Source organism: Tateyamaria armeniaca, assembly GCF_045797845.1.
Classification (GTDB): domain Bacteria; phylum Pseudomonadota; class Alphaproteobacteria; order Rhodobacterales; family Rhodobacteraceae; genus Tateyamaria; species Tateyamaria armeniaca.
In genome coordinates, this window is sequence record NZ_JBHDIY010000002.1 from 3,539,330 (window position 1) to 3,561,609 (window position 22,280).

Sequence of the window (22,280 nt, forward strand, 5' to 3'; positions counted from 1 at the left end):
CCGATGGAATGGTTGGCCATTCTGATTGCAGCTTTTGCGCTGCTTGGCGTGTTGCTGGCGATACGCGAGCGGCGCACCGGGCGTGGCAGCATTCTGGATGAGCGCAACCAAACCGGGCAGACCGAAGCCGACCGCGAACGCATCCGGGCCGAGAGCGCCACGATTACGCGGCACGGATGCGGACATGCGGGGGACGATAACGCCACACATTAGTGCGCCACCCCTGCCGCTACGCTTTCGTCGATGAACTTGCCCGCGCGGAACCGGTCGAGCGAGAATTCGTCTGTGAGCGGCGAGTGCCCCTTGGCCATCAGCTCGGCCATGGCCCAACCGGACCCCGGGATCGCCTTGAACCCGCCGGTGCCCCAGCCGCAGTTGATAAACACGCCCTCAACCGGGGTCTTGGACAGGATGGGCGAACGATCCCCCGTCACATCCACGATCCCGCCCCATTGGCGCAGCATCTTGAGGCGTGAGATCATCGGGAATGTCTCGATCAGCGCGCGCACCGTTTCCTCGATATGATGGAACGACCCGCGCTGGGTATAGTTGTTGTAGCCGTCCGTGCCGCCGCCGATGACCATCTCGCCCTTGTCGGACTGGCTCATGTAGCCATGCACGGTGTTGGCCATTACCACCACGTCCATGCAGGGCTTGATCGGCTCGGATACCAGCGCCTGCAGGGCGACGGATTCGATGGGCAGACGGAAGCCCGCCATATTCGCCACATCGCCCGAATGGCCCGCAACCACGATACCCAGTTTGGCGCAGTCGATAGGCCCTTTGGAGGTGTCGACGCCCACAACCTTGTCGCCCTCGCGGCGGATCGCGGTGACTTCGCACTTCTGGATCACGTCCATGCCCATGTCCGAACAGGCCCGCGCATAGCCCCAGGCCACGGCATCATGGCGCGCCGTGCCACCACGCGCCTGCCACAAACCACCCAGAACGGGATAGCGCGGGCCGTCGATATTGATGATCGGCACCAGTTCCTTGACCCTGTCGGGGCCGATGAATTCGGTTGTCACGCCTTGCAGCGCATTGGCATGGGCCGTGCGCTGATAGCCGCGCACTTCGTGATGGGTCTGGGCCAGCATAATCACGCCACGGGGACTGAACATGACGTTGTAATTCAAATCCTGGCTCATCGTCTCGTAGAGGCTGCGCGACTTTTCATAGATCGCCGCCGACGGGTCCTGCAGGTAATTGCTGCGGATGATGGTGGTGTTGCGGCCTGTGTTGCCACCACCCAGCCAGCCTTTTTCAAGGATGGCGACGTTGGTGATGCCGTAATTCTTGCCAAGGTGATAGGCGGTGGCCAGGCCGTGCCCCCCTGCCCCGATGATGATGACATCGTATTTGGCTTTCGGCTCGGGTGCGCGCCATGCGCGTTCCCACCCTGTGTGATAACGTGCGGCTTCGCGTGCGATGGCAAAGGCGGAATATCGTTTCATGGGGCGCATCGCTCCGACACTGGAATCGAGGAAAGGTCCTTGGCGTTGTAATGGCCGCTGCGGCAAAGAAAAAGGCCAGCGAGCGCGGCACTTTTTGTCACTAATGCGACACGCGCGCGCGCCAGTGTGGCGCTGTCCTGTGCGACCCTTCGGCGTACGGGCCGCTTTGTCTCTTTTTCTTGGGCGAGCCAGTGGTTACATGGGCTGGGGCTGAGTGAGGAAAAGGGCCACATGCTGTTCTGGATCATAACGGGATGTTTGACACTTTTGGTGGTGGCAACGCTGATCCGTGCGCTGGTGCGGGGCGGGCAGGATGCACGCCCGGCGGCGGCCTATGATCTGGATGTCTATCGCGATCAGCTGAAAGAAGTGGAGCGCGATCTGGAGCGCGGTGTGATCACGCCAGCAGACGGGGAACGCGCGCTGACAGAGGTGTCGCGCCGTATTCTGGCCGCTGACGCAGCGCTGCAACGCGCCAACGACCGTACGACACGCGGACGCAGCGGCCCCATCATCGCGGCCCTCACCGCCGTCGCCCTGATTGGCGGAACATTCGCGATCTATCTGCAACTTGGCGCGCCCGGATACGGTGATCTGGCCCTTGCCGACCGCATCGAAGCGGCCCAGATCCTGCGCGCAGAACGGCCCAGCCAGGACACCGCCGAAGCCAGCGTGCCGCCAAGTCCGCCCGTTGATGCAGCGCCCGACTATGTCGCGCTGGTGGAACGGCTGCGCGAGGCGGTTGCGACGCGCCCCGATGATCTGCAGGGCCTTACCCTGCTCAGCCAGTCCGAGGCCCGGCTTGGCAACTACGCGGCAGCCCATGCCGCCAAGGCCCGCGTGATTGAATTGAAAGGGGGCGCGGCGACCGCGCAGGATTTTTCCGAATACGCCGACCTCATGATCCTCGCAGCGGGTGGCTATGTCTCTCCGCAAGCCGAACAAGTGCTGGAGCGGACATTGGCGATGGACCCGCGTGACGGGGCGGCGCGCTATTATTACGGGTTGATGATGGCGCAGACCGGACGCCCGGACACGGCCTTGCGCCTTTGGGATCAGTTGCTGCGCGAAGGCCCCGAGGACGCGCCGTGGATCGCCCCGATTGATGCGCAGATGGATGACATGGCCATGCGCGCAGGGGTGGATTACGCCCGCCCTTCCATCGGCGCGGGGCGCGGCCCGACGCAGGACCAGATCGACGCCGCCTCCGAAATGAGCCCGGCCGAGCAGATGGAAATGATCCAAGGCATGGTGGCAGGCCTCAGCGACCGACTGGCCACCGAAGGCGGGCCGGTCGAGGATTGGGCGCAACTGATCTCGGCCCTTGGCGTGTTGGGCGAGAGGGACCAGGCCAAGGCCATCTTTGAAAACGCGATGGAGGTGTTTGGCGATGATCTGACGGCTGTCGACATCCTCAACCGCACCGCAGATCGTGTCGGGCTGCAATGATTACTGATGACATGCACGCATTTGCGTCCGCCCTGCCCCCGATGCGGGCGCTCATGGGCCTCGATCTGGGCGACAAGACCATCGGCGTGGCCGTGTCCGACACATTCGGGTCGGTCGCCACCCCGCTTGAAACGCTACGGCGCAAGAAATTCGGTGTGGATGCGGCGCGGTTGCAAACGCTGATGGCCGAGCGCAACGTGGGCGGCCTCGTTCTTGGCCTGCCGCGCAACATGGACGGGTCCGAAGGGCCGCGCTGCCAATCCACCCGGGCTTTTGCGCGCAACTTTGCCCAGCTTTGGGACGGGCCAGTGACGTTCTGGGATGAACGGCTGAGCACGGTGGCCGCAGAAAAGGCGCTGCTTGAGGCGGATACGACCCGCAAACGTCGCGCAGAGGTTATTGATCACGTCGCCGCAGGCTATATCCTGCAAGGGCTGCTGGATCGGCTGGCAGTGATAAAGAGGCAGGCATGAGCGACACTGTTCCAAGCAATCTTGTGTGGAAACGCAACGAGATCGAAAGCCCCTGTGTGCAGATCTGCGTGATCCATCCCGAAACGCGCCTGTGCGCGGGATGTGCCCGCTCGATCGACGAGATTGGCGCATGGAGCCGGATGAGCGCCGAAGCGCGCAGTGCGATCATGGCCGAATTGCCCACCCGCCAGGCCGCACCCACAACCCGCCGAGGCGGACGCAATGCGCGGCTCAAGCGGTAGGGTTTGACCCCGTTAAAGCCGTCTCAGGTGATGGATGCCGTGTGGATCATCGCGATGTTGCGCCCCAGGGCGTCCTCGAACTCTGCATCACTCATGTCGCGCTGCAACCCTTCGGTCAGCGCGCGGCTGAAACTGGCGATCATCTTGTGGTTTTTGGCAAGGCGCGCGCTGGCATCGACCGTTGAATAACCGCCCGACAGTGCAACGACCCGCACCACGCGCGGATGGTCAGCCAGCGCGTCGTACAGACCGGGCTGTTCCGGCAGGGTCAGTTTCAGCATGATGTCCTGCCCTGCGCCCAGCGTTTCGGTCTGGGCCATCAATGCATCCGCCAGCATCGCCTCGGCCTCGGCCTTGGTCGCGGAGTGGATGTTCACCTCGGGCTCGATGATCGGGACCATGCCGGCCGCAATCACCTCGTGGGCCACATCAAACTGGTTGGCCACGATGGATTTGATGCCTGCGGCGTTCGCAGCGTTGATGACTGAGCGTTCCTTGGTGCCGTAAACGCCCATGCCCTTGGCCTCGGCCAAAGTCGCGGCAAGCCCCGGAATGGGCTTGAGCAGTTGCACATCGTCATTCTCGTCCCGCAGGCCCTTGTCGATCTTGAGGAACGGGACAACGCCGCGCTTTTCCCACAGATATGACGGCACGGCCTGACCCTCGACGGCCTCGCCCAAAGTCTTTTCGAACAGGATCGCGCCGATCACCTTGGCGCTGGTAAAGTCCGGTGCCGACATGATGCGCGCCCGCATCTTCTGGATTTCGGCGAACATCGCGTCTTCGCCGTCGTAGTCATTGGAATCCACCCCATAAAGCGTCAGCGCCTTGGGCGTAGAGCCGCCCGACTGGTCGAGCGCCGCGATGAACCCCGCACCCTTTTCCATCTGGTCGCGCATCTTGGCAAAATCGGGCATTGGTCTCTCCGGGGTCTGGTTTGGTTCAGGTGACACCTAAACCATTAAAAGCCTTGCGTTAATCCCGGCAAGCCCATGTTAGCGCTGCCGTTTGCGCAAATTCAGCCATATCCCGTCGCGCGCACGCACCGTGAGATGTGCCACGGGCACCGGATCACGCCCCTCGATGGCTTCGACCTCGTAATCGCGCAACAGGCGGGCCAGAATCAGCACGCCTTCGACCATGGCAAACCCCGCGCCCGTGCAGACCCGCGCGCCGGACGAAAACGGGATGTAGGCATCGCGCTGGCAGGATTTGCCGTTCTCGGTGTGCCAGCGGCCGGGATCGAAATCGTCCGGGCGGTCCCACAGCCGTTCATGACGATGCAGATGCCAGGGGCTGATCACCAACTGGCTGCCCTGATCCGCGTCGCGGTCGCGAAAGCGTTCATCCCGCACCGTTTCACGCACCATCATCGGCACCGGCGGGTAAAGCCGCAGGGTTTCGCGGAACACGTCGCGGGTGACACCCAGCTTGGACATCACGGCAAAATCGCATGTCTCAAGCGCCTGTGCCTCTTGTGCGACCTTGTCCTGCCACTCGGGATAAAGCGCCATGAGATAAAGCGCCCATGCCAGTGCAGACGCGCTTGTCTCGTGTCCCGCAAGGAAAAAGATAGCGACCTGATCCACCATCTCTTCGGGGCTGAATGTCTCACCCGTGACGGGATCGGTGGTGGTCATGATCTTGGTCGCAAGATCATTGGGGGCGGTGCCTGCGGCAATATCCTCGGCCCGTTCGGCGACCAGTGTGCGGATCAGGTTGCGGATACGTGCAGCACTCGCCTTGGTCTGGCGGCGAAACATGCGCGGCATCCAGCGGGGCAGCGGCACAAAGGCGGCGATGTTCAGGATCGGCTGGCTGCGCTGATAGGTTCGGAATTCCTCGAACACCGCAGCGGCCAATTCGTTTTCAATCGGGATCGAAAACAGCGTGCGAAAGATAACATCCGCCGCCGCATGGCTGGTCTGCGCCTCGATCTCGCTCACCCCTTCGCTGAGGCGCCCCGCCGCCGCTTCGGACGCGGCCCACATCGCCGGGAAGGTTTCGCGCAACCGCCCCCCTCAAACGCCGGATCGATGATGCGCCGCTGCCGTTTCCACGTCTCGCCATTTGTCAGGAACACCGAATTGCCCAAGAGCGGGCGCAGCCCTTCGCCGATACGGTCGGATTTCGGGAAGTCATCGGGCCGGTCCTTGAGCACGGTTTTGACCAGTTCGGGCTGGTTCATCAGGAAACTGCGAAAGAATGGCGTGCGAAATTCGGCCATCCACGCGCGATAAAGGCGCGCGGGCTGGGCCGACAGAATGTCAGCGCGGAACAGCTGCATATAGCGCCACAGCGATACACGGTCCGGGCGGCTGGCGGGCTTGGGCGGCCTCATGCGGCAATCGAGGTATATTTGGACACCGGCACATCGATGCGCGATTTTGACGGCGGGCGGTCGGCATAGCGATCCGCCAGCGTCACCGGCCCCGCTGTGATCTGGAAGTAGTCGTAGTCAAGCGGGCGATCAAATGCGCACAGGTACTGAAAATGCAACCGGAAGAACCGCCAGCGCAATTCGGCCCAGCGCTCGGGGCTGAGGCTTTTGGTGAACTGTGCCGAAAAAACCAGCGGCCAGCGTTTCGTGTCCGGGGCCACGCCGGACACAGACACCGGATCACACAGCGCAAAGGCGCAGCCATCGCCGGGGGCTGTCACATCGACCCAGGTCAGCTCTTCCCGGTCAGACAGAAAGCGTAAGTCGGCGCGCAAGCGGTGCGCGTCGGGCAGGAATGACACCATCGGCACCACCTGTCCCAGCGACAGGAAGGACAGTGCCGGGCCCCCTTTGGGCATATTTTGAGCCCGGATCAGATCGGCCAGGATCGACACTGCCAGATGCGCGCCGGACGAATGGCCGACAACCAGCACTTCGTCAACGTCCTCGTGCAAGGCCGCGGCAATGCTGCGTTGAAATTCGGCCATCCGCGCCTCCAGTGGCGCGGGGTTGGCACCGTTCGAGGCGGCGGAATAGGCGTAGTCGTGCATGAGGTAATAGGCAAAGAACTTGCCATCCTTGGCCTTGAACCAGCGCAACAGCGCAACAAAGGCGACGGCACCGATGGCTGCCCCGATCCATGCGCCGAAGATGCCGAGCACCCCGGCCCCGATGCGCCACGCGCCCCACCACACCAGTGCTGCGATCAGCAATTGCACCAGCAACATGCCCACGGGATAAAGCGCTGCAATCACCGGTCCCTTGCGCAGGCGCATCAGGCGGCGCAACGCGCCCGTGGTGATGTAGGTCCATGCCGTGCGCACCAGTTGCGCATAGGTCGCCGGGATTGAGGTTGCCATGCTGTCGCGCACGATGTCGGACCAGACCAGCACATCCACATCTGCATGTACCTGCGCATCGTCCATCCGCGCATCGACCTGCCAGCCGTAATGCCCGCCCGATGGTCCGGGTTTCAGCGCAATCTCATAGCCCGAAATCGCCGCCTGCGCCGCGCCCTCCTTGCGGTAAAGCTCGCGGTAGCGCCGGGGGTGAATCGGATCGTAACCGGGGATGTAGAACACCCGGCGGCGACTTACGGTGTGTGGATGCGACCTGCTCATACCTGCACCTCTGGTTGGGCGCACTCTAGCGGTATTCTTGGGCCAAAGTAAGGCGCAGTTGCAGGCGCGCTCAGGCGGCGAGCCAATCACGCGGGTCGCTGAATTCAGGGCGGAAGAACGCGATCATGCGCCCCTCACCCATTGGCCCGTCCCACGGGGCTGTGCCGTGCAGCGCAAAGCGGTGGATCAGAAAGGACTGTCCGGGGTTCGCGTGGATCGCAACGGGCTCGCAGGTGTCAAAAACAGTGCTACGGGCGGCGTGATAGGCCTCGGTCACATCGACGTCCCTAATGGGGCGCGTGCCAATGGCCTTGACCAGTGCCGTCTGCATTATCACATGGCTGCCCGGCCACACGACCGTGGGTGACGCCGGTTGCGCGTTCAGGGGCAATCCGAGGATATAGGCATGAAATTCCCGCGCAAATCGACGCCGCCCTGGCCCTTCGGGCAATAGGCCATCCACATGGGCGGCCGCGCGCGTGATGCGGTAACGGTGGTTGGCCTCGCTCTGATCAGGATCACGCCTGGGATAACCGGGATAGATGATGGACAATTGCCCTGCGTGCAAAGGCACCTGCGGGACGTGATATTGCCACGGACCGCGCAGGGGCACTCCCCCGATGTCACCCTCCGGCCCGTTGGGCAGGGCGTCGACACCGACAAACCATGTCTCGCCATGGCGCAGGTTCTGGGCGCGGATGACGGGGTCTTTTGCCACCTGAATGCCTGCGCGATGCGCCGCATTTGCCCACGCAACAACGCGTGGGTCGAAATCAAATAGTTCATAGCCGTCGCGCGCAAGGCTCACCCCAGAACGGCCTTGCGCAGCATGTTGAGCGCAACCAGCACCAGAAACACCGCAAACACGCGCTTGAGCGGCCCGGGATCCATCGCGTGGGCCAGCTTTACCCCCCAGGGGGCCGTGATCAGGGTCATCGCGATGATCACGACAAAGGCGATCAGGTTCACCGCCCCCAGCGTGTAGGGCGGCACCGGACCGGACATTGCCACCAGCACGAAGCCGATGACAGCAGGCACCGCGATCAACACGCCAAAACCCGCAGCCGTGGCCACCGCGCGGTGAATTGGCACGCCAAAAAGGCTCATCAGCGGAACCCCGAAACTGCCGCCGCCAATGCCCATCAACACAGACAGAAAACCCATGGCAGGTGACAGGGCGGCACGCCCCACCCCTGTCGGCATCGCCTGCCCCAGCCGCCAGTCTTTGCGCCCGAACCCCATGTAAAGGCCCACGATCAGCGCCAGAATGCCAAAGATGGCCTGCAGCGTGGTCGAGCGCAGTTGCGCAACAACAAACATCCCCAGCACCGCGCCGATGACGATCCCGGGCGCCCATGTGCGCAGGATATCCCAGTCGACCGCGCCCTTTTTGTTATGGCTCATCACCGACCGGATCGAGGTGACGATGATCGTGGCCAGCGACGTGGCCAGACACATCTGCATCAAGTCCGGCCCTTCATAGCCAAGTGTCTGGAAGGCATAGAAAAACGCCGGAACCAGAACAATACCACCGCCCACACCCAAAAGCCCGGCAAGCACCCCTGCAAAAGCGCCGATCACGGCCAGAAGGGCCAGCATCTGAAGAACGAGAGAGATGTCAGGCATGGTGCAGTCTCTTGTGAAAGGTCCGCGCCTGCTACACCGCTTTGGCCTGCGGGGCCAGAGCGTGCACACACTCAAGGGCGGCCTCGACCAGTTCCGGGCCCGCACCGGGCTGTGTCGCCCCTTCGCTGAGCGTGCGCCGCCATCCGCGTGCACCGGGACGCCCCGCAAACAGGCCCAGCATATGGCGGGTGATCTGGTGCAGGCGGCCCCCGTTGCTCAGATGCGCTTCGATATAGGGCAGCATCGCGGCAACCGCCGCCTCGGCACTTGTATCAGGGCCAGCGCCGAAAATGCGCCGGTCGGCCTGGGACAGGATATCTGCGGGCTGGTGATAGGCCGCACGCCCGATCATGACGCCATCAAGGCCTGCTTCGAGCATGGCCTCGGCCTGATCCAGCGTTTCGATGCCGCCATTGATCGAGATGTGCAGATTGGGAAACAGCCCCTTCATCCGCATGACCAGATCGTAATCAAGCGGCGGGATGTCCCTGTTTTCCTTGGGGCTGAGGCCCTGCAACCATGCTTTGCGTGCGTGGATCGTGACCCGCTCGCACCCGGCGGCAACGATACGGGCGAGGAACTCGGGCAGCACGGTTTCCGGGTCCTGTTCATCGACACCGATGCGGCATTTGACGGTGACGGGCACATCAACGGCGTTGCGCATCGCGGCCACACACTCCGCCACCCGCGCTCCGTCCCGCATCAGGACGGCGCCAAAGGTGCCCGACTGAACACGATCCGACGGGCAGCCGCAATTGAGGTTGATCTCGTCATACCCAGCCTGTGCCCCAAGCAGGGCCGCGTGGCGAAGTTCCACGGGATCAGAGCCGCCAAGTTGCAACGCCACGGGATGTTCGCATGGATGGTGATCCAGCAAATGCATCGCCCCGCCCCGCACCAACGCGGGCGCTGTCACCATTTCGGTGTAAAGGAGCGCATGCCGGCTGAGTTGCCGGTGCAGAAACCGGCAGTGCCGATCTGTCCAGTCCATCATCGGGGCGATGGACAATCGCGCTGCAGCAGTGACTGCGTTGTAGGGCATTCTCACATCTCCTATGGTCCGTCATTTAGTCTTCGGGACCATGCGGGACACTTACTGCACAGGAAATGGGGTGGTCCACCCCTTCTGGGTTGCCAAACAAACGAGTGCATCGGCTACGCTGTCGTCTCCGACAGGGTCGCCCGTGCGCTTTGTGCGACCAAGTGGGAAAACACCGCCCCGTTCGTGACAGCGACTGCCTACACCTCGTGCAAAAGCCAGTCCGGAAGGCCCGCCTTTGCGCTGCCTGTGATCGCCGCACGCGCACAGTCTGCCAGCCCGCCGAACCGCACGTCACGACCTGTCAAGCCTTTGGCGTAATGCGCATATTTTCCGGAATTCGTCATGAGTATCTTTGCGTCCGGTGGAAACACAGGCTCCGTGATCGAGCACCAACAGATATCCGCGATGATCCGAACGTCAGCATCATGCAGGCGCTCTACGATCCCTTCGGCATTGGCAGCGGAAAGCACGTTGCGTCCGACCGTCACAATCGTGTCCGTGCGGCACTTTTGACCCTCAAGCAGATCTGCGAATTTCCGGCATTCCACCAGCGACGCATGCGGGCTGCCAATGGCAACCAGATCGACCCGTCCGTCAGCCTTGTTGAAATCACGCCAGACCACGCCAAGATCAGTTGGCGTTATGACGCTCTGTACATGACCATCGCGTGGCGCAAGCCCACCTTCTGGCGTGTGCCCGCGCAAATGAATGAGGGGGGCCGCCGACGTTGTGCCAAAGGCTGCACATAACGCTTTCAGGTCATCTTCGCTGGGTCGGGCCTTTTCAAGACCTGTAAGCAAGGGGACAGCATTGGGCGATCTGACCCCCGCCAGCCACCCCAGCATGGGCCATAGGGCATCCTCATACGTTTCTGGCAGAGTGACGACGATGACGTGTTCGGGCAGGCGATTGTCGTCCAGATAGACGCCGGTATTCGGTGCACGTCCGGTCATGGCGATAAACAGGTCGAGGTAATCGGGATGTTTGACGGTGCGCGCACCAATCACGGAATTCGCATAAATCACGGCATTTGATTCCGACCAGCCGATCATTTCACCCAGTACAGGCACTTCCTCCAACAGGTAGGGTGCGCAGGTGAAGGTCGGGCGTGCGCCCATTTTCACATAGGCATCTGCAAGGCGGCTGGCCTTGTTGCCAAAGGTCGGTACAACACCTTGGGATTGCCAGTTCTCCCGATCCACGGAGATCGCGTTTATCGTGGTTGGAATACGGGTTCTGGCCCCCATCTGGTGCATCTTTTCCGCGAAATCCAGATTGGCGTCATGGGCCAGAATACACCCGTCGATATGCCCGCGCTCCACGTCAATCAGACCCTGCGCGCCTTGAGCGGTGGCCATGCGGCACAGGATGTTCATCGCGACGGCAAGCGCGTCGCCCTCGTGCCCATCGAGCATACGGCGATCCATGTCGCTGAGTGCGAGCATATCCGGGTGCAATTTTTCCAAGGGAATTGAATGGCTTCCAAAGCGAAGCGTGTCGGTGGTGATTGTCGCATGTGACGCGCCCGCCAGATCGTCATAGATCGCCTCGGTGCACCGCAAGACAACGACCCGCGCCGCAAAAAGCTGCTCTGCGATCATCGCGCCAAGTGTCAGAATGCTTTCTTCTTCGCGAAACACCAGCGCCGCGGGGGCGTGCCCATCACGTGCAAGTTGCAGCAACACGCCGCTGCCGCTGCATGAACCGCGTGACGTGGGCATCAGGACGATGCGGCCTGCAAGCGAAGCACCTTGATTGGGATGATGTGCGTCGATGATCACCCCGGTGTCCGGATCGACCCCGCCCCAAAAGCTGAGCCCTTCGTCGCAGGCGAGCACTTCTGCATCTGCATGGCCCGGCACCATGGCGGTCGCGGTGGGTATGTCCAAAGTCATGCGCTGTCCCCAACCGCTTTGATGATGTAGTCACCGATCATCAGATCCAGATGCGCACCGCCACCGTTCTTGAAGATGGTGATCTGGTCATCCGATATGCGTCCCGGATGGTCCTTGCCGATCAAGTCATAGAACTCCACTTGGACGTCCGATTGGCTGATCACGCCCGCCGCAAGGGGGATCATCAATTCGCAAATGTGATGCAGGGTCGTGTCCCGGCTGTCCACAAATATCGCACCTTTGGAGATCAGGGCATCATCCGCCTCGCGCATGTCCGCCTTGAACGCGCCGATCAGATCGACATGGGTGCTTGGCGATATCCATTCGCCCTTCAGGACGGGCTCGCGCGTCATCGTTGCGCAACTGATGATGTCAGCGGATGCGGCAGACTCGGCCAAATCACGCGACACGACGATGTCCGCGCCCGGATTACGGAAATCATCCACGATCTGCTGCGCTTGTTCGAGGCGCCGTGCCCAGATTGCGATCTGTTCGACCCCCGGAATCACTTCGAGGTAGGCATGGACCAGCGCCTGCGCAATCACCCCTGCACCCACGATCAGAACGCGTTTGCTGTCCGGACGCGCCAGCATTTTAACGCCTAGAAGGGAGTCGCTGACTGTCTTGATCTTGGTCACTAGGCGACTGTCGATCATGGCCCTGAGACAGCCGCTGTCCGGCTCAAAAACCATCATCGCGCCTTGGGTGGTTGGCAATTGCCGGGTTGCGTTGTCCCGCACAACCGTGACCGCCTTGACCGAATAGCCCAGCCCGTCGATATACGCGGCCCGGTTCAGCAAGGTGGCATCCGATGGCCCGAGGAAAACATCTGCGACCTCGGCTTTGGGGCGCAGGTGCCCTGCGCGCAGGGCTTCGATGGCTTTTTCCCATGATATCAAGCCGATGGCGCTGTCGTGGCTGATATAGGTCTGCGTCATGGCCCGTCTCTTTTCATTGTTACGCCATTGCACCGGAAGATGCAGCGCACGCCCTGAGTCTCAGACGACATCGGGCGCAAATATCTGAGGGTAAAGGTTGCGCATCGCGGTCTCGTCCATCTCGGTCTGAAAGGCATGATTTGCGGACAGCGCGTGCGCGCGCACAGCAGCTGGTCGCGCGTCAAGTTCGTCCAGTAAGCGCTTGATATTCTTGAACCGATCAAACGCATCCGGTTCTTCGAGGACAAAGGGGATGCGCGGCGCCCATCCCCAGACAGCCATATCCACAATCGTATAGATGTCGCCCATCATGTATCGCCGCCCCTCAAGGCGATCCTCGATGATCTGCCAATGGCGGTTGGTTTCAAAGTGATAGCGCTTGATCGCGTAGGGCAGTTTTTCCGGCGCCATGTTGCGAAAATGAAAGGCCTGCCCGGAATAGGGGCCGACGCCGGTCGCTATGAACATCAGCCATGATAACATCTCGCCCCGCTGTTTGGGCTGGGGCAGAAACTTGCCTGTCTTTTCCGCAAGATAAAGCAGGATGGCATTGCTATCAAAGACGGTCGTATCGCCGTCCCTTATCGCAGGCACCTTGGCGTTGGGATTGATGGCGCGATAGCCTGCGCTGTGCTGATCGCCGCGCTTGGTGTCAATCGGGACAGGGGTGTAGTCCAGACCACTTTCTTCCAGAAACAGGCTGACCTTGAGCGGGTTGGGGGCTGCGTTGAAAAAGTATTCGATCATGGCGATGCCCTTTGGCGATGCTGGTTCAGTGGCGCAGGATTTTCGAGAAGAAGTCGCGCGCGCGGTCCGTCCTGGGGGTGTCAAACAACTCGGCCGGTGTGCCTGCTTCGATGATCTGGCCTGCGTCCATAAAGACGACTTTGTCCGCCACCTCCCGCACAAACGCCATTTCGTGGCTGACAATGACCATGGTCATCCCCTCGTCCGCCAGCTTGCGAATGGCATCAAGCACTTCGTTCACCAGTTCAGGGTCCAGCGCCGACGTGACCTCGTCCAGCAACAGGATCTGCGGTTTGAGAGCGAGCGCACGCGCCAGTGCCACGCGCTGTTGCTGACCACCGGACAGTTGGTCGGAATAGGCGTCCGCCTTGTCCGACAGCCCGACAAGGCCAAGCAGCCTGCGCGCTTCGGTCATCACCTCGGCCTTGTCCCATTTCTTGATCTTCAGCGGGGCCAGCGTGAGGTTCTGCATCACGGTCATGTTCTGGAACAGGTTGTACTGCTGAAACACCACGGCCATCCGGTCACGGGCGGCGCGCACCTCTTTGGCAGAGGAATAGTTCATCGTCTCACCAGCGATATCGACCCCGCCGCCCGTGATCGGTGTCAGGCCCATCAGCGCGCGCAGAACTGTCGATTTGCCCGACCCCGAAGGCCCGACAAGGGCCGCTATCTCGCCCTTTTCAATCGAAAAGTTGATCCCCTTGAGAACCTCAAGTGAACCATATTTTGCGCGAACGTCTTTGACCGCGAGGTGTGGCAAGGCGTTTCTCCAGATATTGGCCGAGCATGCTCAGCGGGAACGACATGAGGAAATAGCAAAGGGCAATTGTTCCGAACACCAGAATGCCGGAATAACCCTGATTGTTCAGCTCTTTACCGCGGAATGTTAATTCAAACACACCGACCTGACTGACCAGTGCTGTGTCTTTGATGAAACTGACGGCAAAGGCGATGGCGGGCGGCACAATGACCGGCCAGGCCTGGGGCAGAACGATGCGCAGGTTGGTCTGCAGCCGTGACAGGTTCATCGCCTGCGCCGCTTCGACCTGGGCCTGCGGAACACTTTCCAACCCGCCCCGGATGATATCGGCCGTGTAGGCCACCGCGTACAGGCAGATCGCAATCACCGCGATGGTGAAAAGCGAGGCATTCGGCGTCACGGTCTGGATGAAGAACAACACCAGATAGACCACGACAATGAACGGAATGCGGCGAAACACCTCGACATAGAGGATGCAGATCAACCGCAAGGGCATCGCCCATAGGCCCGGCGTCTGGCGCAAATAGACCAGCACAAAGGCCAATCCAAACCCGATCAGACAGCCCATCAGCGTCATGGCCAGCGTGAGGCCTGCGGATTCGAGCAGCAGGATCATGTTGGGGCCCGAGAAAAAGCGCGGGATCTGTTCGAGAATACGCTCCATCAGAAGATCCTCGCTTTGACGCGGAAGGCCCACCGACCCAGCAGGGCCAGACCGATTGAGGCGACGAACGTCAGAACGACATACATGCAGGCAACAACCGTGAAGTATTCAAGCCAGCGATAGTTGACGCTGGACAGGTTGATCGCCTGCCCCGTCAATTCATCCACTCCGATCAAGGCCCCGACGGATGTGCCCATGACCAAGACCACAATGAAAAAGTTGGCAAGTGCGGGGTAAATCGACTTGGCGATGTGCGGCACGATGATGTAGCGCACCTGCTGAAAGGGCGACATGCCAAGGGTCTGGCCCGCTTCGATCTCGGTGATGCGCACCGACAAGAAACCCGCACGAAGGATCAGCGTCAGATACGCGCCTGCGTTCAGGGTCAGGCCGATAAGAAGGCACGCCTCGTTCGACCAGCGCACGCCCACTTCGGGCAGTCCGAAATAAAGAAAGTAAATCTGGATCAGCGCAGGCGTGTTGGTGATGAACACCACATAGGAGTCGACCAGAAACCGAACAGGCCACGGCGCGTAGGTCTTGAGTGCCGCACAGATCAACCCGATGAGCGCACCGCCACCAAACGCGATGCAGCCCAACTGAAATGTCAGCCAGGCCCCTTCGAGCAATGCCGGGAAATTGTCCCAGACGACGCCGAACTGAAAATTGTAATTCATATGTGCTTAAGCATGGAAAACGCCCCGGCCATATTTCATAGGACCGGGGCGCTTCACATCATTCAATCAAAAATAGGGATCGGGATCGACGGTGCGCAACATCGGCGCGCCGTAATGCTTTTCCCAGGTCTCGTTGATCATGCCCGAAGAGTGCAGGTTATAAAGCGCGATGTTCAGCACTTCGGTCAGGTTTTCGTTGCCCTGGCTCACGCCGATGGCGCAATAGGCGACGAAGATCGGGTTTTCGACCACACGCCATTGCACATCAGGATAGTTCTCGGTGAAGGCCATGAAAAAGTCGATGTTTTCGACAATGGCGTCCGCCCGTCCCTGCCCCACAAGGCGCACCGTGTCGGCAAGCGTGTCGACAAGCTCGACCTCGACATTGGGCATGTTCTCACCGATCCAGTCGACGGTCCAGTTGCCGCGCATGTTGGCCAGTGTGACGCCTTCCTTGTTGAAATCCTGCCAGCTGCTGCCCTCGACACTGTCGGTGGTCAACACGGCCAGCACTTCGGTGTGAAGCGGCACTGTGTAGTCGATCAGCTTGGCACGCTCGGTGTTGCGCGTCAGGGCACCCAGCGAGATGTCGATGCGATCAGAGACCAGAAACGGCACGCGCTGCGGTGTTTCCGTCGGCACCCATTCGACCTCGACGCCGATGGCCGCCGCAAGCGCATTGCCCACGTCGATGTCAAAGCCGACCCACTCACCTGCATCGTTTCGCGTGCTCATGTTGGGGAAATTCGGGTTTATCCCGATGCGCAGTTTTCCGTCTGACAGGATTTCATCAAGGCTTTTTGCGTCTACAGCGGTAAAGGTGGCTGCCGCCATTGCGAATGCAGCAATGCCCGCGAGGAACTTTCTTTTCATCATGTTTCGTACTCCCGTGTTGGTTGGCCCGCACCAGGGCTTTGGCCAAAGAACCAAGGTCTTCGTCCAAATTGTGCGCAAAACGAACTTTTGTGCGCATTCAGCGTCGGAGACATTTGCCTTTGAGTCAATACCTCATGAATTTTGACGCAGTCAGGCGGGTGAAACTTCGGCTTCTGCCTCGATTTCGACGGCATAGGGCCCGATCAACTGGATGCCGCCGACCAACGTATTGGCCGGCAGCACATCCCCGAAATAGCGCGCATGCACACGCGACACCGCTTCCCAGTCGTCAGCGTTGCGCAGATAGATGCGGGTTCGAACCACGTCTTCGGCCACACCTCCCAGCGATCCGATTGCCGCCAGGATCTTGTCCATGATGTAAACGGCCTGCCCTTCCACATCGTCCGCGCAAACCGGTTTACCATGGGGGTCGGTGGCTGTCGTTCCGCTGACCCGGATGCAGTTTCCAGTGCGATGGGCGCGTGCAAATCCTGCCTTTTCTTCCCAGATCGACCCGCTCAGCGCACGGATTCTTTCGGGCCGCGCGGGTGCTGCGACAACGTCAAAGACCGGCGGCAACGCGTCCAGATGATCGCTCAGATCGCCCGAAGCCGTCAGGAAAGGGGCCTTGCGATATTCGTCGCCGCAATCACCGGGGATGTTGTCGAGTTGATCTGTCGCCGCCTTGATCGCATCGCGATCCTCGTCATCGAAGTGCAGCGAAAGGGCGTTCAGATTGTCCTGCCGATGCTCGGCTTCACCCAGCCGTGCGCCAATGATCGTCGCCCGCACCGCGTCGTGATCCAGAACCCATGCCGAGGCGACATTCGACACCGATACGCCGTGCTTGTCCGCGACGCCGTTCAGGACGCCCATCAGGTCCTGAAACGGTTTCCATCCGCCATTTGCGCCGATGAAGCGCTTGTATTTCATGCGGCTCCAGTCCGGGATGTCCGTCGGTTCATCCGCCCCCACCCAGCGTTTGGACAAGAAGCCGCCGCACAGCGTCCCAAAGGCAAGGATCGCCACATTGTTGGCGCTGGCCACCTCGGATAAATCGCGTGCGGCGCGGCGGTCGAGCAGGGAAAAGCAGATCTGGTTCGACGCGATCTCGATCCCGTGCTGGATGAGCATACGCAGATGCGCGGCGTCAAAGTTGGTCAACCCGATCTCGCGGATCATCCCCTCTTCACGCAGGCGCATCAGGTGTTCAAATGCATCAAGGTATTCGGGCGACTGGTATTGCCACCAGTGAAATTGCATCACGTCGACGCAATCGACCTGCAGGCGGTCCAGCGCAGTTTCCACACCCTGACGCACGACATCTGCCGACATTGGACCGGGCGCAGGGCACCACTTGGTCAGAAGTGTCGGCGGCGCCTCGCCCGCCTCTGTCATCGCCTTGCGCACCATGCCCGCCACAATCTCTGCGCTGCCATAGTGATCGGCCATATCGAACGTATCAAAGCCCGAGCGGGCGTAAGCCAGCAGCGCCTCAGCCGCCTTGTCCAGATCAAACGGTTTTCCATCCCGCTCCTGATCCGCCATTTGCCACAAACCGGTGATCAGCCGACGGATCGGCACGTCGCGGCCAATGGTAGTGCGGTCGGGGTGTTCCATGCGCAGTCCTGCTCCGTTTTTTTAGATTTGAACAATTGTTCGCAATTGCCGTTGCAAACACAACTGCTAACTGGCCAAATGCAGCGATGCGTATCGGACTGGTGGTCAATCCATTTGCCGGGCTTGGCGGTGCCGTCGGCCTCAAGGGCACTGACGGGCCAGACACGGTTGCCGAAGCGTTGCGGCGCGGTGCCGAGGCCAAAGCGGGTCCGCGCGCGCGGCTTGCCCTGAGCAGATTGGCAGACCGCGTTCCGGGCGCCACCATCATGCTTGCCCCGGGAGAGTTGGGTGCAGATTGGGCGCGTGATCTGGATCTCAACGCCAAGATTCTGGCAGGTGTACCCCAGTCCGGCACGGCGCGCGACACCAAGGAGGCGGTACGCGCCATGGGTGCCCTTGACGTGATCGTCTTTGCAGGCGGCGATGGCACCGCGCGCGATGTGGCCAGTGTGGCCGGTGGTGCCGCCCTTCTTGGAATCCCCTGTGGCGTAAAGATGCATTCGGGCGTCTTTGCAGTCGCAACGCAGTCGGCCGGTGCAATGATGGCCGATTTGATCACATCGCCAGAACGCACCGACTGGATGGACGACGCCGAGATCATGGACATCGACGAAGAGGCTCTGCGCCGCGGCATTCTCGCGCCGCGTCTTTACGGATACGCGCGCGTCCCGACGTCACGCACCCTCATGCAAGCCGCCAAGGGCGGACCGCGGCAAGACGCAGCCTCCGCACTGTCGAGCGCGGCGCGCGAGGTCGTGGCAGGCATGGCTGAGGACACGCTCTACATCATCGGCCCCGGCACCAGCGCGGGGGCTGTTATGACTGCGGCGGGTCACAGTGCGACGCCTTTGGGCGTGGATGCAATGTTGAACCGACAACTCGTGGCGTGGGACGCGGACGACGCAACCTTGCAGGACCTGGCCTCAGGTCGCGATGTGCGCGTTGTTCTGGGCGTTACCGGGCAGCAGGGCTTCTTGCTGGGCAGAGGCAATCAGCAGATCGGCCCCGCCCTGATCGCAAAGGCGGGCCGCGATGGCCTCATCATTCTGGCCACCGAAAGCAAGCTGGCGGCCTTGGCGCATCCACGTTTGCTGGTCGACACAGGCGACCCCGTTCTGGACGCTAAACTGTCAGGATTCGTACGCGTCGCAACCGGGGCCAATCGCGAGATGATGATGCGCATCGCTTCTGGTTGATTAGCATTGTGCGATATGCGAACATTTGTGCACTGATGAAATCACAGCGATCACTCAGACACTGAGGAGACCCAAGATGACCGACACGACCCGCGCACATCCGTGGATGGCAAACTCGGCCCCCGGCGCGATCAAGGCGATGCTGGACGAGATCGGGGCCAAGTCCGTCGCAGACGTGTTCGAGCAGATCCCGCAGGATCATTTCCGCACCACCCCTCTGGACCTGCCGCCCACGCTGTCATCAGAGATCGAACTAAAGCGGTACCTCGTGTCCAAGCTGAAAAAGAACGGGGATTGCGAAGCCAATCTGAGCTTTCTGGGGGCCGGTGTCTGGCAGCATCACGTGCCTGCCATCGTTGATGAAATCGTTGGCCGCACCGAATTCGCAACGAATGTCTGGGGCAGCTACCAGTCCGATCATGGGCGCAATCAGGCATGGTTCGAATTTTCCTCGCAGCTTGGCGCCTTGCTCAACCTCGATGTGGTGCAACTGCCGGTCTATTCCTGGGGTTGCGCAATCGGGCATGCGGTTCGCATGGCACAGCGCATCACGGGCCGCTCAAAAGTCATCGTGTCGCAACTGTCCGATCCTGAGCGTCTGTCGGTCCTGCGGACCTACTGCCAGCCCAGCGCGATGGAGAGCCATATCGAAGTCGTCCTTGTCGCAGTCGACCCGACCACCGGGCGCATCGACCTTAACGATCTGCACTCCAAGCTGGGCGATGACGTGGCCGCCGTCTATTTCGAAAACCCCGCCTATCTTGGCACGATTGAGGCCGAGGCCGCAGAGATCGCCCGGCTGACGCGGGCCGCAGGGGCGGAAACCATCGTCGGGGTCGACCCAGTATCGCTGGGTATTATGACGGGACCGGGTGATTACGGCGCGGACATCGTCACAGGGCCAGTACAGCCATTGGGCGTGCACATGCAGTGCGGTGGCGGCGTCGGCGGCTTTATCGCGTCGCGGGACGAGGAAAAATACGTTCTGGAATACAACGGATTTCTTGTGTCCATCGTGGAAACGCTGGAACCGGGTCAGGTCGGCTTTGGCCTGGCCTGCCCGCACCAGAACTCCTATGGATCGCGTGAAGACGGCAAAGACTGGACGGGCAATTCCACCTACCTTTGGGCCATCGCGGGCGCAGTTTACATGAGCCTTCTTGGCCCCGAGGGGTTTCGGGAACTTGGCACGCTGATCGTCAGTCGCGCACGGTACGCAGCCAAACTGCTGGGCGATGTGCCGGGCGTCAAGGTCGTCTGGCCCGACACGACCTTCAAGGAGTTCGTCGTGAACTTTGATGACACCGGAAAGACGGTGGCCGAGATCAACGATCTGCTGCGGGCCCGCAACATCTTTGGCGGCAAGGACGTATCGGGCGAGGACAACGCACTTGGCCAGTCCGCGCTGTATTGTGTGACCGAAGTGCATACAGCCGCCGACATCCGAGCGCTCGCCGATACGCTCAAGGAGGTTTTGTCATGACCCGCATTCCCGAATTCCGCGCGGCCAAATGGAACGAACCCGTGGTGATGGAGATGGGGCGCTCCGGCGCGCGCGGGCAGTTATTCCCCACGCCCGAAGACGAAGTAACCCAGACAGTCGGCACCGATCTAATCCCCGGCGGCATGGCCCGCACGGATCGCCCCGATCTGCCCGAAATCACCGAGTTCGAAGTCCAGAGGCACTACCTCCACCTCAGCCAGATGACGCTGGGGATGATGGGCATCAGCCTCTTTGGCACCTGCACGATGAAGTACAACTCGAAGACCGCCGAATACGCGACGCTGCACCCCGAACTGGCCGAGGTGCACCCCTATCAGCACCCCGATACCTTGCAGGGTGTGCTTGAAATCATTCACGACTTTGATGGCATCCTGCGCAGCCTGTCCGGCATGGATCAGTTCATCTTCCAGGCGGGCGGCGGGGCGGATGCGGCCTATACCATGACGGCGGTCGCGCGCGCCTATTGGCAGGATCGCGGCATGCTGGGCCAGCGCACCGAAATGGTGACGTCTGTGCAGGCGCATCCGTGCAATCCGGCCACGGCAGCAGCGGCAGGCTTCAAGGTCGTGAACCTTCCGCTGGAAGAAAACGGCTACCCCTCGCTTGACGCACTGAAGGCCGCCGTCAGCGACAAGACGGCCCTCATCATGATCAACAATCCCGATGACATGGGCATCTACAACCCCGAGATCAAAGAATGGGTGAAGGTGGCCAAGGAAGCAGGCGCGCTGTGCTTTTATGATCATGCCAACTTCAACGGCGTGATGGGCAAGCTGTCGGCGCGCGAGCTGGGCTTTGATGCCTGCATGTTCATGCTGCACAAAACTTTCGGCGCGCCCAAGGCGGGTGGTGGTCCGGCGGTGGGCGCTTATGGCTGCACTGACGAACTGGCCCCCTACCTGCCCTGTCCGGTCGTGGTGAAAGATGGGGATCGCTATGTCCTAGACGAGGATCGCCCGAAATCCGCAGGCAAGGTGCGCGAATTCTGGGGGAACGTGCCGCAGGTTGTGAAAGCCTATGCGTGGTCGCGTGCGATGGGCGCTGACGGCATCGAACTCGCCTCCGACATCTCGGTTGTTGCGAACAATTACATGGACAAGAAACTGGGCGAGATTCCAGGCCTAAAGATATCCAACCCGTCCATTGACGTGCACCGCATGGAAATGACGCGCTGGTCGCTGGGGCCCCTGACCGAAGAGACGGGCGTGACCACAGTCGATTTTGCCAACCGCATGGCCGACTACGGCATCGACCCATACTGGATGAGCCACGAGCCCTGGATCGTCGCCGAACCGTTCACGCCGGAGGCGGGCGAGTTGTGGTCCAAGGAGGATATCGACACGTGGATCGGGGTCATCGCGCAAATCGCGGACGAGGCGCGCACGGACCCCGAAATGGTCAAGACCGCACCCCACAACCAGGCCATCGCGCAGGTCAAGGGGGACGCTTTTGAGGACCCGGCCAAATGGGCGATGACGTGGCGTGCCTACCAACGTAAGATTTTGGGTGAGACCAAGGCAAAAGGCGTGGCCTGAGCGATGGGCGGGTTGGTG

General features: G+C 61.1%; 21 protein-coding genes and 1 pseudogene. 7 read left to right on the plus strand and 15 right to left on the minus strand.

All coding sequences use genetic code 11. From position 1 onward, the window contains the following. The first annotated feature begins 3 nt into the window (after positions 1-3). The gene (locus ACERZ8_RS18000; protein WP_407593527.1) at positions 4-213 is read left to right on the plus strand and encodes a hypothetical protein; all 210 of its coding nucleotides are present in this window, start codon (positions 4-6) and stop codon (positions 211-213) included. Here ACERZ8_RS18000 and ACERZ8_RS18005 read toward each other — a convergent pair. Further along, positions 210-1,454: a sarcosine oxidase subunit beta family protein gene (locus ACERZ8_RS18005; protein WP_407593528.1), complete on the minus strand. Its 1,245-nt coding sequence runs from the start codon at positions 1,452-1,454 to the stop codon at positions 210-212. The genes ACERZ8_RS18000 and ACERZ8_RS18005 overlap by 4 nt on opposite strands. Positions 1,455-1,685: 231 nt before the next feature. On the opposite strand from ACERZ8_RS18005, the gene ccmI reads away from it, so the two are divergent. The 3 genes from ccmI to ACERZ8_RS18020 are packed head-to-tail and all read left to right on the plus strand — an operon-like array spanning position 1,686 to position 3,618. Then, positions 1,686-2,903, plus strand: coding sequence for a c-type cytochrome biogenesis protein CcmI (gene ccmI / locus ACERZ8_RS18010; protein WP_407593529.1), 1,218 nt, complete (start codon positions 1,686-1,688; stop codon positions 2,901-2,903). After that, the gene (gene ruvX / locus ACERZ8_RS18015) at positions 2,900-3,376 is read left to right on the plus strand and encodes a Holliday junction resolvase RuvX (protein WP_407593530.1); all 477 of its coding nucleotides are present in this window, start codon (positions 2,900-2,902) and stop codon (positions 3,374-3,376) included. Before ccmI ends, ruvX begins: the two co-directional genes overlap by 4 nt. Continuing rightward, positions 3,373-3,618: a DUF1289 domain-containing protein gene (locus ACERZ8_RS18020; RefSeq protein WP_407593532.1), complete on the plus strand. Its 246-nt coding sequence runs from the start codon at positions 3,373-3,375 to the stop codon at positions 3,616-3,618. Before ruvX ends, ACERZ8_RS18020 begins: the two co-directional genes overlap by 4 nt. A 23-nt stretch (positions 3,619-3,641) precedes the next feature. Here the strand turns inward: ACERZ8_RS18020 and ACERZ8_RS18025 are convergent, their stop codons facing one another. The 14 genes and pseudogenes from ACERZ8_RS18025 to ACERZ8_RS18090 form a co-directional block, all read right to left on the minus strand. Next, a complete protein-coding gene (locus tag ACERZ8_RS18025; RefSeq protein WP_407593533.1) occupies positions 3,642-4,535 on the minus strand; it encodes a fructose bisphosphate aldolase in 894 nt (297 codons plus the stop codon). 78 nt (positions 4,536-4,613) lie between these two features. Beyond that, positions 4,614-5,959 (minus strand): annotated as a pseudogene (locus ACERZ8_RS18030) (cytochrome P450). Beyond that, on the minus strand, positions 5,956-7,179 hold the full coding sequence (locus tag ACERZ8_RS18035) for a hypothetical protein (protein WP_407593534.1): 1,224 nt from the start codon (positions 7,177-7,179) through the stop codon (positions 5,956-5,958). Before ACERZ8_RS18035 ends, ACERZ8_RS18030 begins: the two are co-directional and overlap by 4 nt. 70 nt (positions 7,180-7,249) lie before the next feature. Then, positions 7,250-7,987, minus strand: a complete 738-nt coding sequence (locus ACERZ8_RS18040) for a hypothetical protein (RefSeq protein WP_407593535.1) — start codon at positions 7,985-7,987, stop codon at positions 7,250-7,252. After that, on the minus strand, positions 7,984-8,805 hold the full coding sequence (locus tag ACERZ8_RS18045) for a sulfite exporter TauE/SafE family protein (RefSeq protein WP_407593536.1): 822 nt from the start codon (positions 8,803-8,805) through the stop codon (positions 7,984-7,986). Before ACERZ8_RS18045 ends, ACERZ8_RS18040 begins: the two co-directional genes overlap by 4 nt. Positions 8,806-8,836: 31 nt before the next feature. After that, positions 8,837-9,847 carry a tRNA dihydrouridine(20/20a) synthase DusA gene (gene dusA, locus ACERZ8_RS18050; RefSeq protein ID WP_407593537.1) on the minus strand — a complete coding sequence of 337 codons (1,011 nt, stop codon included), beginning with the start codon at positions 9,845-9,847 and terminating at the stop codon, positions 8,837-8,839. Between the two features lie 197 nt (positions 9,848-10,044). Further along, the gene (lhpI, locus tag ACERZ8_RS18055; RefSeq protein WP_407593538.1) at positions 10,045-11,742 is read right to left on the minus strand and encodes a cis-3-hydroxy-L-proline dehydratase; all 1,698 of its coding nucleotides are present in this window, start codon (positions 11,740-11,742) and stop codon (positions 10,045-10,047) included. Continuing rightward, entirely contained in the window at positions 11,739-12,680 is a 942-nt protein-coding gene (locus ACERZ8_RS18060) for an ornithine cyclodeaminase family protein (RefSeq protein ID WP_407593539.1), read from the minus strand. The genes lhpI and ACERZ8_RS18060 overlap by 4 nt, the downstream gene beginning before the upstream one ends. Positions 12,681-12,740: 60 nt before the next feature. Then, positions 12,741-13,427 (minus strand): glutathione S-transferase family protein, encoded by a 687-nt coding sequence (locus ACERZ8_RS18065; protein ID WP_407593540.1) that lies wholly within the window; start codon positions 13,425-13,427, stop codon positions 12,741-12,743. Positions 13,428-13,452: 25 nt separating this feature from the next. Next, entirely contained in the window at positions 13,453-14,190 is a 738-nt protein-coding gene (locus ACERZ8_RS18070; protein ID WP_407593541.1) for an amino acid ABC transporter ATP-binding protein, read from the minus strand. Then, positions 14,141-14,854: an amino acid ABC transporter permease gene (locus ACERZ8_RS18075; protein ID WP_407593542.1), complete on the minus strand. Its 714-nt coding sequence runs from the start codon at positions 14,852-14,854 to the stop codon at positions 14,141-14,143. Before ACERZ8_RS18075 ends, ACERZ8_RS18070 begins: the two co-directional genes overlap by 50 nt. Beyond that, a complete protein-coding gene (locus ACERZ8_RS18080; protein WP_407593544.1) occupies positions 14,854-15,531 on the minus strand; it encodes an amino acid ABC transporter permease in 678 nt (225 codons plus the stop codon). The genes ACERZ8_RS18075 and ACERZ8_RS18080 overlap by 1 nt, the downstream gene beginning before the upstream one ends. A gap of 66 nt (positions 15,532-15,597) precedes the next feature. Beyond that, on the minus strand, positions 15,598-16,407 hold the full coding sequence (locus ACERZ8_RS18085) for a transporter substrate-binding domain-containing protein (protein ID WP_407593545.1): 810 nt from the start codon (positions 16,405-16,407) through the stop codon (positions 15,598-15,600). A 150-nt stretch (positions 16,408-16,557) separates the two neighbouring features. Beyond that, positions 16,558-18,027: an aldo/keto reductase gene (locus ACERZ8_RS18090; RefSeq protein ID WP_407593546.1), complete on the minus strand. Its 1,470-nt coding sequence runs from the start codon at positions 18,025-18,027 to the stop codon at positions 16,558-16,560. A gap of 86 nt (positions 18,028-18,113) precedes the next feature. Between ACERZ8_RS18090 and ACERZ8_RS18095 the strand changes: the two genes are divergently transcribed. The 3 genes from ACERZ8_RS18095 to gcvPB all read left to right on the plus strand — a co-directional run bounded on the left by ACERZ8_RS18095 (position 18,114) and on the right by gcvPB (position 22,262). Continuing rightward, positions 18,114-19,223, plus strand: coding sequence for an ATP-NAD kinase family protein (locus ACERZ8_RS18095; protein WP_407593547.1), 1,110 nt, complete (start codon positions 18,114-18,116; stop codon positions 19,221-19,223). A 76-nt stretch (positions 19,224-19,299) separates the two neighbouring features. Next, positions 19,300-20,706: an aminomethyl-transferring glycine dehydrogenase subunit GcvPA gene (gene gcvPA, locus ACERZ8_RS18100; protein WP_407593548.1), complete on the plus strand. Its 1,407-nt coding sequence runs from the start codon at positions 19,300-19,302 to the stop codon at positions 20,704-20,706. Further along, positions 20,703-22,262, plus strand: a complete 1,560-nt coding sequence (gene gcvPB, locus ACERZ8_RS18105; protein WP_407593550.1) for an aminomethyl-transferring glycine dehydrogenase subunit GcvPB — start codon at positions 20,703-20,705, stop codon at positions 22,260-22,262. The genes gcvPA and gcvPB overlap by 4 nt, the downstream gene beginning before the upstream one ends. Positions 22,263-22,280 lie beyond the last annotated feature (18 nt).